The following is a 13162-nucleotide window of genomic DNA, read 5'->3' as shown; positions in this document are numbered from 1 at the left end:
AACCATGACGAAACCGAACAAGATCAGCCACCAGCTGCGCGCGCCGGGCAAACTGCACTCCTTCAACCGCTACGAGTTGAAGTACCTCGTGCCCGCCGAGCAGATCCCGGCGATCCGCCAGGAACTCACCGACCGCATGGAACGCGACCCGCACGCCGGGCCCCGCGGCTACGGGGTGTGGAGCGTCTACTACGACACCGACAACCTGCGCTTCTACTACGAGAAGATCGAGGGCCTGAAGTTCCGCCGCAAACTGCGGATCCGCCGCTACGGCGAGACCGGTGGGGCCGACGAACCGCTCACCGCCGACTCGATGGTCTCCGTGGAGATCAAGCAGCGGGTCAACCGCGTCACCCAGAAACGCCGGGTGATGCTGCCCTACAACCTGGCCCTGGACCTGTGCGACCGCCGCCAGCGCGTGGAGTACCCCGGCGCCGACCAGAGCTTCATCGACGAGGTCCTGGACCTGGTCATCCGCCTGGACCTGCGTCCCATGGCGATGACCGGCTACCGCCGGGAACCGTACGTGGGCTCGGATGCCGACCTCGGTCTGCGGGTCACCCTGGACCACCGGGTGCGTGGCCGTGACCGCGACTTCGACCTGCGTGCCGAGACCGACAGCCGCTACATCATCCGCCCGGACCTGGCGGTGATGGAGGTCAAGGTCAATGAACGCGCACCCTACTGGGTGACCGACATGGCCGCCCGCCACGACCTGCAGGTCCAGCGGATCTCGAAGTACTGCCAGAGCGTCGAGGCCCACGGCATGGCACCACGCTCGCTGTTCCACGCCCCGGACGACGACCACGTCGACCCCGCGGCGCTGGGCGCCGAGGCGGCAGGGCCGTCCGAACCGTCCGGCACGGCGGGGCCGTCCGAACCGTCCGACACGGCGGAGTACACGCCCCGCCACAGTCACGTCCACTAATCCCCCCTTCCCCAACCAACTTTTCGTCACCAGGAGAAAGACTTCCCCATGAACCTCGATTTCGGTCTCACCGACCTCTCCGGAACGTTCAGCGTCGCTGACGTCCTGCTCTCCCTGACCCTCGCCTTCGTCTGCAGCCTCGTGGTCGCCTGGGTCTACCGCAACACCCACAAGAACATCAGCTACAGCCAGGGCTACGTGCAGACCCTGATCATCCTGGGCATGCTGATCTCCCTGATCATGCTCGTCGTCGGCTCGAACGTGGCCCGGGCATTCGCCCTGGTGGGCGCCCTGTCCGTGGTCCGCTTCCGTAACGCCATCAAGGAAACCCGCGACGTGGGCTTCATCTTCCTGGTGATGGGCATCGGCATGGCCTGCGGTACCCGCTTCTACACGCTGGCGATCCTGGCCACCGTCGTGATCTGCGCGGTGATCCTGGTGATGCACCGGTTCAACTGGTTCGCCCTGGACGTCCAGCGTCAGGTCGTGAAGCTGCAGGTCCCCGCCGATGGTGACGACTACAGCCCGGTCATCGACGACATCCTGATCCGCAACACCACCGAGTACGAGCTGATCAGCACCGAGAGCGTGCGCGGCGGGTCGTTGGTGGAGTACAGCTACACCGCGAAGCTGAAGAAGGACGTCAAGGCCGCCGACCTCATCAATGAGCTCCGGGTGGTCAACGCCGGCCAGAAGGCCACCGTCCTGACCGGGTACGACCAGACGGATATGTGACATGACGGACTCCACCAACGCCAAGCGCACGCCGCTACGGCACCGGTTGCCGGTGCGGCTGCGCCACCACTGGAAACTGCTCGTCACCGCCATCGCGGTGTGCGTGGCCGTGGCCCTGGTCTTCGGTGCCAGCATGGTGCGCCCGTACATCACCTCGGACCTGGTGTCCGAGACGGTGATCACGCAGAACATCGAGGGCGACACGGAACTCTTCGACGATGGCGGCGAGCACACCATCGACATCACCTTCAACCAGACCGAGTACGACGAGATGATCTCCACCTTCCAGAACGAGGGTGAGAAGGAGTACATCCGTGCCGACATCACCATCGACGGAACGCTGATCGAGAACGTCGGACTGCGGCTCAAGGGCAACTCCACGCTGTCGTCGCTGAGCGGCGGTATGGGTGGCGGCATGGGCGGCGAGATGGGCGGCGGCCCCGGCGAGAACGAGGACGACACCGCTGCTGACGACGCTGCTGCTGACCCGGACGCTACTGGCGACGACACCGCTACCGACGCTGACACCGAGGCAGACGACGCCGAGCAGGACGGTATGGGCGGCGGAGGTGGAGGTGGAAGCATGATCCAGCTCTCCGAGGACTCCCCCGAGGACCTCCCGTGGCTGATCAGCTTCGACGAGTACGAGGAGGGTCGCGCCTACGAGGGCATGACCGAGATCGCCTTGCGTCCAGCCACCAGCGGTTCGGATGTGGCCTTGAACGAGGCACTCGCCCTGGAGATGACCGCCGAGGCCGGCCAGACAACGCAGGACTACAGCTTCACCTCGGTGTCGGTCAACGGCGGCGACTCGGTGGCGCGCATCGTGCTCGACACCCCGGACGCCCCGTGGGCGGACGACTTGGGCAACGGCGTGCTCTACAAGGCGCGTGCCGACGGTTCCCTGGACTACCTGGGCGAGGACCCGACGGAGTACGAGGACTCCTTCAAGCAGATCAACAGCGAGGGCGGGTACGACCTGCAACCCGTGATTAACCTGGTGAAGTTCCTCAACGACTCCACCGACGAGGAGTTCGCCGAGCAGCTCGACGACTACATCGACGCGGAGTCCTACGCGGAGTACCTGGCCATGCAGGAGATCCTGTCGAATAACGACGCGATGGACGGCCCGGGCAATAACTACTACCTCTGGTACGACGCCGACGAGGAGCAGTTCACGATCCTGTCCTGGGACCTGAACATGTCGCTGTCCGGCGGCATGGGCGGTGGCGGCGGCATGGGTGGCGGCATGGGTGCCGACACCACCCAGGACGGCACCACGCAGGACGGCACCACGCAGGACGGCACCACGCAGGACGACGCGACGGGCGATGCCGCCGACGGCACCGCAGATGACGACGCCGCTGCGTCCGGCGACATGCCGCAGATGCCCGACGGCGCCGAGATGGGAGAGATGGGCGAGATGCCTGAGGGCGGCATGCAGGGCATGCCGCAGGACGGTGAGATGCCGCAGATGCCTGACGGCACCGACATGGGCGACATGGGCGAGATGCCCGAAGGCGGCATGGGCGGCCCCGGCGGCGGTGACGAGGACGGCGAAGGCGGCGGTGGTCCCGGCGGCGGAAGCGACAGCAGCATCCTCAAGGAGCGTTTCCTCGACAACGAGGAGTTCCGTGCGATGTACGACAGCGCCTACGCCGACCTGTACGACCAGCTGATCGCCAGCGGCTACGCGCTCGACACCCTCGACGAACTCACGGAGCGGGCGGTCGCTGCCGGCGACACCGGTGCAGAGTCTCTCTCCGAGTCGATCCGCTCGAGCCTGGAGTCCCTCAGCGAGGAGGCCCCGGAGCCCAGTTCCGGCATGGGCGGCGGTATGGGTGGTGGCATGGGCGGCGGACGTCCCGACGACACCGATACCGACACTGGCACCCAGGCAGATCAGACCGATCAGACCGACGCCTGAGTCACCCTCGGCAGAGAAAGAGTCCCGGTCACCATCCCCCATGGGGACGGTGACCGGGACTCTTTTTTGCTGCGGATTGCGGCCGCGTCAGTAGTGTGCGGGCGGGTCACTTCCGGGGAAGGACTCCTCCTCCCACTGGTCCACCCTGTTCTCGGCGGCCTCGTGGCTCTCCTTGCCGGAACCGGGACGCTCGGACTCGTCGTCCGCGATCTTCTTCTTGGCCAGGTCCTCGTCGTCGCGCTTCTTGTCGTCGCTCATCGTGACCTCCATGTACCTTCTCGGAAAATGTCGGGATCCTTTACGTGCCCCAGGTTACGCTCCCCGCCCACTACCCCGCAGTGACGATGTCTCGGACACCTCCGCGGTGGCGGCGAGGCTACCCAGCAGCTTCAGACGCTCCTCGGTGGGGCTGCCGGGTTCGGCGGTGTAGCCGAACATGAACCAGTCCGGGTTGGCGGGCAGGTCCATCGCCTCATAGGTCAGTTCCAGGTCGCCGACGTCGGGATGGTTGATGCGTTTCACCCCGGCGCGGTGGTGGCGCACGTCGTGGGCGGCCCAGCGCTGCCGGAAGGCGTCGCTGCGGGTCACCAGTTCGCCGATCAGGTCGGTCAGCCCCTTGTCGTGGGGGTTCTGGCCGGCGTAGGTGCGCATCGTGGCGACGATGGCGTCCGCCCCGGCGTCCCACTCGGGGAAGAAGGTGCGCGCCGCCGGGCTGAGGAACATGAACCGTGCGGTGTTGCCGCGCCCGTCGGCGTCCTGCAGCACCGGCGCGTACAGCGCCCGGCCCAGGGCGTTGGCGGTGACCAGGTCCATGCGCCGGTCGCGCACCCAGACCGGGGCACCGGTGACGGCGTCGACGAAACGTTGCAGCCCCGGGGTCACCGTGCGTACCTGCCGTCCCCGCTTGCCCTGCCGCCGCGCCGGGTAGGGATCGGCGGCGCGGGCGAGGTCGTGGAGGTGGTCGTTCTCGGCGTCGTCGAGGCGAAGGGCCCGCGCCACGCTGTCGAGGATCTCCGGGGACACCCCGCGCAGGTCCCCGCGTTCCATCTTCGCGTAGTAGTCCACGCTGATGCCGCCGAGCATGGCGACCTCCTCGCGACGCAGCCCGGGCACGCGGCGGCGTCCACCGCCGATGATCCCGACCTGCTCGGGGGTCACCTTGTCACGCCTGCTGCGCAGGAAGTCGCCGACCTCATTTCGCTGATCCATGCCCCTCACGCTAATCGTCGCCGCGCGCCCGTGGGGTGTACGGCGAATACACGGATCAGTCGTCACTTCCTGCGGGCGTCCGCGCGCGGTGCACTGGATGCCATGAAAACAAGCACGACAACAAGCACGACCTCCCCGCCCCGCCACACCACCATGATCATGGTGCTGGTGTTGGCGAGCTACTTCATGATCCTGCTCGACAATTCGATCATCTTCACCGGCCTGCCGCAGATCCAGGCGTCCTTCGGCCTGTCGGACGCCGCGGCGGCGTGGACGCAGAACGCCTACACGCTGGTCTTCGGCGGGCTGATCCTGCTCGGCGCGCGCCTCGGCGACGTCCTGGGACGTCGGCGGGTGTTCATCGCCGGGCTGGCCGTGTTCGGCGTCGCCTCACTGCTGGTCGGCGCGGCGCAGGACGCCACGTGGTTGATCGCCGCGCGGGCGGTGCAGGGCGCCGGCGCGGCGGTCGTCGCACCGTCCTCCCTGTCGTTGATCACCGCGCTCTTCCCCGCCGGCCCGCAGCGCACGCGGGCCACCGCGGCCTACGGCACCACCGCCGGACTGGGCGCGAGCCTGGGCCTCGTCGTCGGCGGGGCATTGGCCTCGGCGGTGTCCTGGCGCGCTGGTTTCCTGGTCAACGTACCTATTGCGGTGGTGATGATCGTGCTCGCCGCACGCTACCTGCCCGGCTTCCGGACGGTCCGGGCGCGTTTCGACCTGATCGGCGCGCTGACGTCCACGGTGGGCATGGGTGCGGTGGTCTACGGCATCATCAACGCCGGGGAGGACGGGTGGACGCAGCCGCGTGCACTCGGCCCGCTGCTCGGCGGACTGGTCGTGCTCGTGCTCTTCGTCGTCGCCGAGCGGGTCGCACCGCAGCCGATCCTGCCGTTGCGCCTATTCGCCAGCCGGCAACGCTCCGGGGCGGCGGTGGCGCGGCTGTTGTTCGCCGGCACGATGATCGCCTACTTCTTCTTCACCACGCAGCTCTTCCAGGGCGTCTACGGATGGTCGCCGTTGCAGGCGGGGCTGGGGTTCCTGCCGATGACGGCGGTGCAGTTCGCCGTTTCCCTGGCGGTCCCCCGGCTGACCGGCCGGTTCGGCGGCGCTCCCCTGCTGCTCCTCGGGCTGCTCACGGTCACCGCAGGCATGGCCTGGATGACCGGACTGGACGCCTCGACCAGCTACCTGGCCGGCGTTGTCGGCCCGATGCTGCTGCTCGGCGCGGGCCAGGGCCTCACCTTCGGCCCACTGACCTCCGCCGGGGTCGCCGGCGCGCTGCCGCAGGATGCGGGGGCGGCGTCCGGCCTGGTCAACGCCGCCCACCAGCTCGGCTCCACCCTCGGGGTGGCGGTACTCACCGCCGCGGCGGCCGGCGCGGACACCGTCCTCGGACGCGTCGTGGACGCCTACCGGGGCGGGACGCTCATGCTCGTCGTCGCCGTGCTCGCCGCCGCTGTCGCCGTCCTGCCGCTCGCGCGTAAGCGCTACTTGCCGGCGTAGACCGGGAAGGCGCTGGACTCGCCGTAGTCGCGCTCGTCGAGGCCGCGCAGGGTGTCCATGTCGGCCTCGCTGATCGCGAAATCGAGCTCGGCGTTGGAGCGCATGTGCTCCGGATTCGCCGTCTTCGGCAGGGAGACCGTGCCCAGCTGCAGGGTGTAGCGGATGCACAGCTGCGGCACGCTCACCCCGTAACGCTCGGCGATCTGGCCCACGTTGTCGTTGTCCAGGATCTCCCCGTGGGCGATCGGCGAGTACGCCTCGACCACGATGTCCTTGGACGCGCAGTAGTCCAGCAGCCCGGCCGGGGTGTTGCCGGCGTGCACCAGCAGCTGGTTGACCTGCGGGGTCACGGTGCAGGAGCCGAGGATGTTGTCGAGGTCGGCCTCCCGGAAGTTCGACACCCCGATCGCCCGCAGCTTGCCGGCCTTGTACGCATCTTCCAGGGCGCGCCACGCCTCACGGTTGCCCTCGGCGTAGTCGCCGCCGCGGAAGTCGTCCCACGGCTGCGGGGAGTGGATCAGCATCAGGTCGATGTAATCCAGGCCCATGGTCTCCAGCGAGCCGTCGATCGCGGCGACGGCCTCGTCGTAGTCCTTGACCTCCGCGGCGAGTTTCGTGGAGACGAACAGGTCCCCACGTGCCACGTCGCTGCTGCGCACGCCCTCACCCACGCCGCGTTCATTGCCGTAGGCCTGGGCGGTGTCGATGTTGCGGTAGCCGGCGTCCACGGCGTCGCGCACGGCCTGGGCGGCCTTGTCGTCGTCGATGAACCAGGTGCCCAGCCCCAGCGCGGGGATGGTGACGTCGTTGTTCAGGGTCAGTGTCTCGGTGTAGCTCACGATCAGCTCCTTCTAGCTCAGGTTCTCGTAGTGCTCGTCGGTGACCGGCTCCAGCCACTCATTGGAGGTGTCCTCGCCGGGCACCTCGACGGCCAGGTGGGTGAACCAGGAGTCCGCCTTCGCGCCGTGCCAGTGCTTCTGGCCGGCGGGGATGCTCACCACCGTGCCGGGCGTCATGCTCACCGGGGCCTCGCCCTCGGCCTGGTACCAGCCGCTGCCGTCGGTGCACAGCAGGATCTGCCCGCCGCCGGACGAGGCGTGGTGGATGTGCCAGTTATTGCGGCAGCCCGGCTCGAAAGTCACGTTGCCGATGGTCACTCCCTCGGTGGTGAGCATGGTCAGGAAACTCTGCCCCACGAAGTACTCGGCGAAGGCCGTGTTGGGCTCGCCGATCGGGAAGGTCGGTGTGTAGTCACTCATAGTTGTGCTCCTTTAAAAGGTCAGGACGATTTTTCCGTCGGCGTCGCCGCTGCGCAGGCGCGCGGCAAGGTCTTTCGCGTCGGACGCCGCGAGCGTGGAGTCGATCACCGGGCGGATCTCCCCGCGCGCGACCGCGGGGATCACCTCCGGCAGCAGCCCGGCGATGGTGCGCGCCATCTCGTCGTCGCGGGTGAAACCGAAGGATACGCCGTGCACCGTGAGGTGCCGGTAGGACAGCGCGTCCAGGTCAATGGTGGACGCCGCCCCGGCGAGCCGGCCGATGTTCACCACGTGCCCGTCCACCGCGGTGGCGGGCAGGCAGTCGGCGAAGGTCTGCCCGGCGACATGATCGAGCACCACGTCCACCCCGCGCCCGTCGGTCGCGGCGAGCACCGCCTCGGCGAGGTCCTCCTCACCGGTGACGACGACCACGTCCGCGCCCAGCGCGGTGAGCCGCTCGCGCGCGGCCGCCGAGCGCGTCGTCGCGATCACGCAGGACGCCCCGAGCGCCTTCGCCATCTGCACGCCGATCATGCCGATACCGCTGGTGGCACCGGTGACCAGGACGCTGCGTCCGGCACGAAACTGCGCCACCGTGAGCGCGCCGTGCTCGGTGAGCAGGCCCGTCGGCAGCGCGCAGCCGACCTCGGGAGCCAGCCCCTCGGGCCGCGGCAGGACGAACCGGTGGTCGGCGACGACGTACTCGGCGAAGGATGCCGGTACCGAACCCATCACCGCATCGCCGACCTGCCACGTCCCGGCGTCCTCCCCGACGGCGACGATCTCACCGGCGTACTCGAAACCGGCGGTGAACTCACTGTCCGCCGCATCGAGCATCGGCAGGTCCGCGTTATTCGATGCGGACGCGTAGTTTCGGACCAGGACCTCCCCGGCCGCGGGCGTCGGGGTCTCGACCTCGTCGAGGACCCACACCGGACCACGTCCGGCGACAAGTGCACGCATATGCCATCTCCTTCGCTTCTCTGGGCTACCGCTCCATACTTCTCCCCCTTTCGCGCCCCCGCAGCGGAGGAAAACATCCTGGGACAAATCCCTCCCCCGCTGACATACTGGTGCGATGAGCGGCGACACCCGGATGAACGAACTCGGCACCTTCCTGCGCACCCGGCGCAGCGGACTGACCCCACGGCAGGCCGGTGTCACGCAAACCCCGGGCCCGCGCCGGGTGCCCGGGCTGCGCCGCGAGGAGGTCGCCTCCCTGGCCAACATCAGCACCGACTACTATACCCGCGTCGAGCAGGGCCGCATCCGGGTGTCCGCACCCGTACTCACCGTCCTGGCCGATGTGCTGCAGCTCGACGAGGACCAACGCTCCTACCTGGTCAGTCTGTCCGGCAAGGACCTGGTGCGCACCCCGCGCAGGGTGGGACAGACCGTACTGCCCCAATTGCGCCGCGTGCTCGACGACCTGAGCACCACCCCGGCGATAGTCATGGGCCGGCGCATGGACATTCTGGCCTGGAACCCCTTGGCCGCGGCGATGATGCTCGACTTCGGCGAGGTCCCCGCCGCCCGGCGTAATTACGTACGACTACTGTTCACGGATCCCAGGATGCGGGCGTTGTACAAGGACTGGGAGACCGTGGCACGTACCGCGGTGGCGCAACTGCGCATGGAGGCGGCGCGCTACCCGGACGACGCCCGGCTAACCGCCCTGGTCGGCGAGCTCTCCGTGGGCGACGCCCAGTTCGCCTCCTGGTGGGCCGCACGCACCGTGGCCAGCCTGACCACCGGCACCAAGACCCTGGTGCACCCGGAGGTCGGCGAACTCGAGCTCGACTGGGACACCCTGGTTAAAGCCGATGACCCGGAGCAGCAGATCGTGGTGTGGACCGCCGGTGAGGACACCGCGACCTATGCGGCGCTGCGCCGCCTCGCCGGCCATGCCTGAGCGTCCGAACCCTGGCGAGGGGTCCTCGGGGCAGATAGGCTCATGGCCGTCTCACTAATTCTCCACGATTCTCCACACATTCCTCACGAAAGAGAGAAGCATGCTCTACGACGTCCCCAAGCCCACCGAGGCCCTGCTGATCACCGGTGGCATGATCGCCCGCAAGCCCGACAACCCCTACCGGGTCGTCATCGGCGGCGGTGCCTGGTCGGTGCCGGTGCTGCACCGGGTCCAGCGCTTCCACATCGGCGCGAACACCGTGAACATCGCGGTGCGCGCCCAGTCGAAGCAGAACGTGGACGTGGACGTCGAGGCTTCCGTGGTGTTCTCCGTGACCGCCGAGAAGAACAGCGTCATCGAGGCCGCGAACCGTTTCCTGGGCGTCGACACCGGCCAGATCGTGTCCACCGCGCAGGACATCTTCTCCGGTGAGACCCGCGCGATGATCGGGCAGCTCACCGTGGAGGAGATGATCTCCGACCGCACCGCCCTTGCCAGCCAGGTGCTCTCCAACGCCGAGCCGCGGATGCTGCGCTTCGGCTGGCAGATCGACAGCTTCCAAATCAACTCCATCAGCGATCCGAACGGCTACATCCAGGCCCTGTCTGCCCCCGAGCTCGCCCGCGTGCAGCGTGAGCGTGCCGTGGCCGAGGCCCAGCGCGACGCGGAGATCGCCGAGGAGCAGCAGAAGTCCGAGCGTCGCAAGTCCGACTTCCAGCGCGAGACGGACACCAAGGTCGCCGAGAACACCAAGGAGATCGCCGCAGCGAAGGCCGAGGCGGACGCCGCGGGCCCCCGCGCCGAGGCCGAGGCCCAGGAGCAGGTCATCGCCGCACAGGCTGCCCTGGCTCAGCGTCGGGCAGTCACCGACCGTGAGGTCGCCGAGGAGCAGGCCCGTCTGGCGCAGTCGCAGGCGTCGCTGCGTGAGCAGGAGCTGATCACCGAGGTCATCAAGCCGGCCGAGGCGGAGGCCGAGCGCACCCGCATCAATGCCGAGGCGAAGGCCACCGCCCTGCGCACGGAGGCCGAGGCCGTGGCGTCCAACAACGGGGTGATCCTGGACAAGCAGGTCGTCGACCAGCTGCCGGAGATCTTCACCGCCATGGCCGAGGGCCTGACCGGTGCGAACCTGACGATGGTCGGCGAGGGTCAGGACCTGACGAAGCTGCTCGGGCAGTTCGCCGCGGTGATCCCGAACCTGCGCGAGACCGCCGCCGGCGCGCGCGGCGGCGACGTCGCCACGGTCGACTAACCCCCTACCCCAACGCGAGGACGCCGTTGACCACCAGGGTCACGGCACCGGCGAACGCGAGCACGGTGGCGATCTTCCTGGTGCCCTCACTGGAGATACGGTCGTAGAGCCGGTCACCGAACCAGGCACCGATGAAGATCGCCGCAATGGTGACCGCCCACAACCACCAGGGCAGACCGCCGACGTCGAGTCCGCCGAGGATCACGATCTTCAACAGGAACGACAGGGTGTTGGCGACCATGATCACCGGGTGCAGCGTGGCCACGAAGTCGCGGTAGTCCCAGCCGGTCAGGCGGGCGTAGACGGTGAACGCCGGCGCCGCAATGCCGGCGACGGTGCTCATGAACCCACCGGCCGCACCGGCGATGAGCATGGGGACACGGGAGTGCTCGGACAGTCGAGCCTGGTCGGGCTGGAACAAGGTCACCGCAAGGGCGAGGAGCACGAGCACACCGACGGTGATCAGCAACCACGGGCCGTCGATCATCATCACCACGAACACCGCCGGCAGCGAGCCGATCAGCAGTCCCCCGGCGAGGAAGGTGAAGCGGCGCCAGTCGGTACGTTTGCGTACCGCCCAGGCGTTGTTCACCGCGTTGACGGTGGACAGTCCGTTGACCACGGTGACGCCGGCGGCGGGTCCGAGGACGACCGACAGCACGGGCCCCGCGACGAGACCGACCCCCATGCCGGTGATCCGCTGGAGAACCGCCCCGATGAGGACGGCGAGGACGAGGACGATCGCGGCGGTGGACACGATCTCACAGCATAGACGGGGCCCGGTGGGTCCGACGGCACTACATGGACTTCCGGGCGAGTCTGCTTTCCTGCCACGACCCTGCCGCACCCGGTGCCCGCGGAGCGACCCCGCGTCGCGTGCCGGATCCGCCCAATTCTTGGCACGAAAAGACCGAATCGTGCACGCGAGCGTGGGCCCCAGGACCGGCCCTCGTCGGTGCTTCGCGGACGGCGATTCAGGGTCACGCCGCCTGCCCACCTGCTAACGTTGTAACCCACCCCAAGAGAAGGGATCGTGCCATGCCCGGTAAATCATTTCTCCATCGTCTGGGAAACAAGGTCAAGAACGTGAACGTTTGGTCCCTGTTATCGGATCGCGGTGACAAGCGGGTGCCCAGGGAGTTCCGGAACGATCCGCCCGAGGCCGGCAAGCAGGTATTCAGCTTCAACTCGAACGGCTCTAGCCGTTGAGTCTGTCCCCCGCCGGCTGACCTGTCCCTCGACCCACCCGACGGGAAAATTCGGTGCCCCCAGTCGGACTCGAACCGACACTGCGCGGATTTTAAGTCCGCTGCCTCTGCCAATTGGGCTATAGGGGCGGGAGCGCGCTAACTATTGCGCTCGATGACCTCGGCGAGGATACCGTCAAGAATATCCTTCTCACTCACCGTGATCGACGTCAGCCCCCGGTCCAGGAAGCGGGACGCAAAGGCATCGATCACGATCGCACCGCCACCGATCACGTCCGCACGGCCCGGGTGCATCGCCGCATGCTCGCGCCGCTGCTCCACAGTCTCCCCCAGCAGGGAACGCGCCGTGGACCGGAACGCCTCCAGGTCCAGATCCGACATGTGGGTCTGCTCCGGGTTGTACTCGCTCAGCCCCTTCTGGATCGCGGCCACGGTGGTCACCGTGCCCGCCACCCCGACCACGCGGGCGACCGACCCCAAGTCCACGTTCGCCTCCACGGTCTCCATCAGCCCGTCGACGTAGGCCCGCGCCTCAGCAATCTCCTCGTCGGTGGGCGGCACGGAGTGCAGGTAACGCTCGGTGAGACGCACACAGCCCATATCCGCCGAGTACGCCTGGCCCGATCCGTCGCCGTAAGCATCGACGACGAACTCGGTGGAACCGCCGCCGCGCCGGTTCCCGTGGCGGCGACGTCGCCACGGTCGACTGAGGCCCCTACCCCAGCGCGAGGACGCCGTTGACCACCAGGGTCACGGCCCCTGCAAAGGCAAGCACGGTGGCGATCATCCTGGTGCCCTCGCTGGAGATGCGGTCGTAGAGCCGGTCGCCGAACCAAGCGCCGACGAAGATCGCCGCGATGGTGATAGCCCACAGCCACCAGGGCAGACCACCGACGTCGAGTCCGTCGAGGATCACGATCTTCAGCAGGAACGACAGGGTGTCGGCGACCATGATCACCGGGTGCAGCGTGGCCACGAAGTCGCGGTAGTCCCAGCCGGTCAGGCGGGCGTAGACGGTGAAGGCGGGGGCGGCAATGCCTGCGACGGTGCTCATGAACCCACCGGCCGCACCGGCGATAAACATCGGGGCCCGGGAGTGCTCGGACAGTCGAGCCTGGTCGGGCTGGAACAAAGTCACCGCGAGGACGGGTACGATCGCGGCGGTGGCCACGACCTCACAGCAAATAGCAACACTATCGTGCCATTGAAAAATGGTTCTTTGATACGCA

General features: G+C 67.9%; 13 protein-coding genes, 1 tRNA gene and 1 pseudogene. 6 read left to right on the top strand and 9 right to left on the bottom strand.

Features of this window, described 5'->3' with window-relative positions; genetic code table 11:
* Positions 1-4: 4 nt before the first annotated feature.
* Genes ACT3SZ_RS09460 through ACT3SZ_RS09450 form a run of 3 tightly spaced genes read left to right on the top strand, consistent with a single transcriptional unit; the run spans position 5 to position 3590 of the window.
* On the top strand, positions 5-928 hold the full coding sequence (locus tag ACT3SZ_RS09460) for a polyphosphate polymerase domain-containing protein (protein ID WP_444618280.1): 924 nt from the start codon (positions 5-7) through the stop codon (positions 926-928).
* Positions 929-976: 48 nt separating this feature from the next.
* The gene (locus ACT3SZ_RS09455; RefSeq protein WP_301441894.1) at positions 977-1663 is read left to right on the top strand and encodes a DUF4956 domain-containing protein; all 687 of its coding nucleotides are present in this window, start codon (positions 977-979) and stop codon (positions 1661-1663) included.
* Position 1664: 1 nt separating this feature from the next.
* A complete protein-coding gene (locus ACT3SZ_RS09450; RefSeq protein WP_444618279.1) occupies positions 1665-3590 on the top strand; it encodes a CotH kinase family protein in 1926 nt (641 codons plus the stop codon).
* A gap of 87 nt (positions 3591-3677) precedes the next feature.
* On the opposite strand, the gene ACT3SZ_RS09445 is transcribed toward ACT3SZ_RS09450, so the two are convergent.
* A complete protein-coding gene (locus ACT3SZ_RS09445) occupies positions 3678-3848 on the bottom strand; it encodes a hypothetical protein (RefSeq protein ID WP_301443092.1) in 171 nt (56 codons plus the stop codon).
* 54 nt (positions 3849-3902) lie between these two features.
* Positions 3903-4799 (bottom strand): helix-turn-helix domain-containing protein, encoded by an 897-nt coding sequence (locus tag ACT3SZ_RS09440; RefSeq protein WP_444618278.1) that lies wholly within the window; start codon positions 4797-4799, stop codon positions 3903-3905.
* A 102-nt stretch (positions 4800-4901) separates the two neighbouring features.
* Between ACT3SZ_RS09440 and ACT3SZ_RS09435 the strand changes: the two genes are divergently transcribed.
* The gene (locus tag ACT3SZ_RS09435; protein WP_444618277.1) at positions 4902-6302 is read left to right on the top strand and encodes an MFS transporter; all 1401 of its coding nucleotides are present in this window, start codon (positions 4902-4904) and stop codon (positions 6300-6302) included.
* On the opposite strand, the gene ACT3SZ_RS09430 is transcribed toward ACT3SZ_RS09435, so the two are convergent.
* Genes ACT3SZ_RS09430 through ACT3SZ_RS09420 form a run of 3 tightly spaced genes read right to left on the bottom strand, consistent with a single transcriptional unit; the run spans position 6287 to position 8524 of the window.
* Positions 6287-7141 (bottom strand): aldo/keto reductase, encoded by an 855-nt coding sequence (locus ACT3SZ_RS09430; protein WP_444618276.1) that lies wholly within the window; start codon positions 7139-7141, stop codon positions 6287-6289. The genes ACT3SZ_RS09435 and ACT3SZ_RS09430 overlap by 16 nt on opposite strands.
* A 12-nt stretch (positions 7142-7153) precedes the next feature.
* On the bottom strand, positions 7154-7561 hold the full coding sequence (locus tag ACT3SZ_RS09425) for a cupin domain-containing protein (RefSeq protein WP_444618275.1): 408 nt from the start codon (positions 7559-7561) through the stop codon (positions 7154-7156).
* Between the two features lie 12 nt (positions 7562-7573).
* Complete coding sequence (locus tag ACT3SZ_RS09420) at positions 7574-8524, bottom strand: quinone oxidoreductase family protein (protein WP_444618274.1); 951 nt, start codon at positions 8522-8524, stop codon at positions 7574-7576.
* A 115-nt stretch (positions 8525-8639) separates the two neighbouring features.
* Here ACT3SZ_RS09420 and ACT3SZ_RS09415 point away from each other — a divergent pair, with 115 nt between their 5' ends.
* Entirely contained in the window at positions 8640-9473 is an 834-nt protein-coding gene (locus ACT3SZ_RS09415) for a helix-turn-helix domain-containing protein (RefSeq protein ID WP_444618273.1), read from the top strand.
* A 100-nt stretch (positions 9474-9573) separates the two neighbouring features.
* Complete coding sequence (locus ACT3SZ_RS09410; protein ID WP_444618272.1) at positions 9574-10725, top strand: SPFH domain-containing protein; 1152 nt, start codon at positions 9574-9576, stop codon at positions 10723-10725.
* 4 nt (positions 10726-10729) lie between these two features.
* Here the strand turns inward: ACT3SZ_RS09410 and ACT3SZ_RS09405 are convergent, their stop codons facing one another.
* The 4 genes and pseudogenes from ACT3SZ_RS09405 to ACT3SZ_RS09390 form a co-directional block, all read right to left on the bottom strand.
* Positions 10730-11482, bottom strand: a complete 753-nt coding sequence (locus tag ACT3SZ_RS09405) for a sulfite exporter TauE/SafE family protein (protein WP_444618271.1) — start codon at positions 11480-11482, stop codon at positions 10730-10732.
* A 506-nt stretch (positions 11483-11988) separates the two neighbouring features.
* Positions 11989-12062: transfer RNA gene (locus ACT3SZ_RS09400), tRNA-Leu, on the bottom strand.
* Between the two features lie 9 nt (positions 12063-12071).
* Positions 12072-12590 (bottom strand): annotated as a pseudogene (locus ACT3SZ_RS09395) (Ppx/GppA phosphatase family protein); the annotation flags it as partial.
* 58 nt (positions 12591-12648) lie between these two features.
* Complete coding sequence (locus tag ACT3SZ_RS09390) at positions 12649-13104, bottom strand: TSUP family transporter (protein ID WP_444618270.1); 456 nt, start codon at positions 13102-13104, stop codon at positions 12649-12651.
* Positions 13105-13162 lie beyond the last annotated feature (58 nt).

The sequence above is a fragment of the Corynebacterium sp. AOP40-9SA-29 genome (assembly GCF_052377405.1).
GTDB lineage: Bacteria > Actinomycetota > Actinomycetes > Mycobacteriales > Mycobacteriaceae > Corynebacterium.
The sequence above is the reverse complement of the archived record's forward strand: the minus strand, read 5'-3'. Positions and strand labels throughout refer to the sequence as shown.

Bases quoted from the DNA above. Each gene is read 5' to 3' on its own strand.
- ACT3SZ_RS09460 (WP_444618280.1), top strand. From the start codon at position 5: ATGACGAAACCGAACAAGATCAGCCACCAGCTGCGCGCGCCGGGCAAA.
- ACT3SZ_RS09455 (WP_301441894.1), top strand. From the start codon at position 977: ATGAACCTCGATTTCGGTCTCACCGACCTCTCCGGAACGTTCAGCGTC.
- ACT3SZ_RS09450 (WP_444618279.1), top strand. From the start codon at position 1,665: ATGACGGACTCCACCAACGCCAAGCGCACGCCGCTACGGCACCGGTTG.
- ACT3SZ_RS09445 (WP_301443092.1), bottom strand. From the start codon at position 3,848: ATGAGCGACGACAAGAAGCGCGACGACGAGGACCTGGCCAAGAAGAAG.
- ACT3SZ_RS09440 (WP_444618278.1), bottom strand. From the start codon at position 4,799: ATGGATCAGCGAAATGAGGTCGGCGACTTCCTGCGCAGCAGGCGTGAC.
- ACT3SZ_RS09435 (WP_444618277.1), top strand. From the start codon at position 4,902: ATGAAAACAAGCACGACAACAAGCACGACCTCCCCGCCCCGCCACACC.
- ACT3SZ_RS09425 (WP_444618275.1), bottom strand. From the start codon at position 7,561: ATGAGTGACTACACACCGACCTTCCCGATCGGCGAGCCCAACACGGCC.
- ACT3SZ_RS09420 (WP_444618274.1), bottom strand. From the start codon at position 8,524: ATGCGTGCACTTGTCGCCGGACGTGGTCCGGTGTGGGTCCTCGACGAG.
- ACT3SZ_RS09415 (WP_444618273.1), top strand. From the start codon at position 8,640: ATGAGCGGCGACACCCGGATGAACGAACTCGGCACCTTCCTGCGCACC.
- ACT3SZ_RS09410 (WP_444618272.1), top strand. From the start codon at position 9,574: ATGCTCTACGACGTCCCCAAGCCCACCGAGGCCCTGCTGATCACCGGT.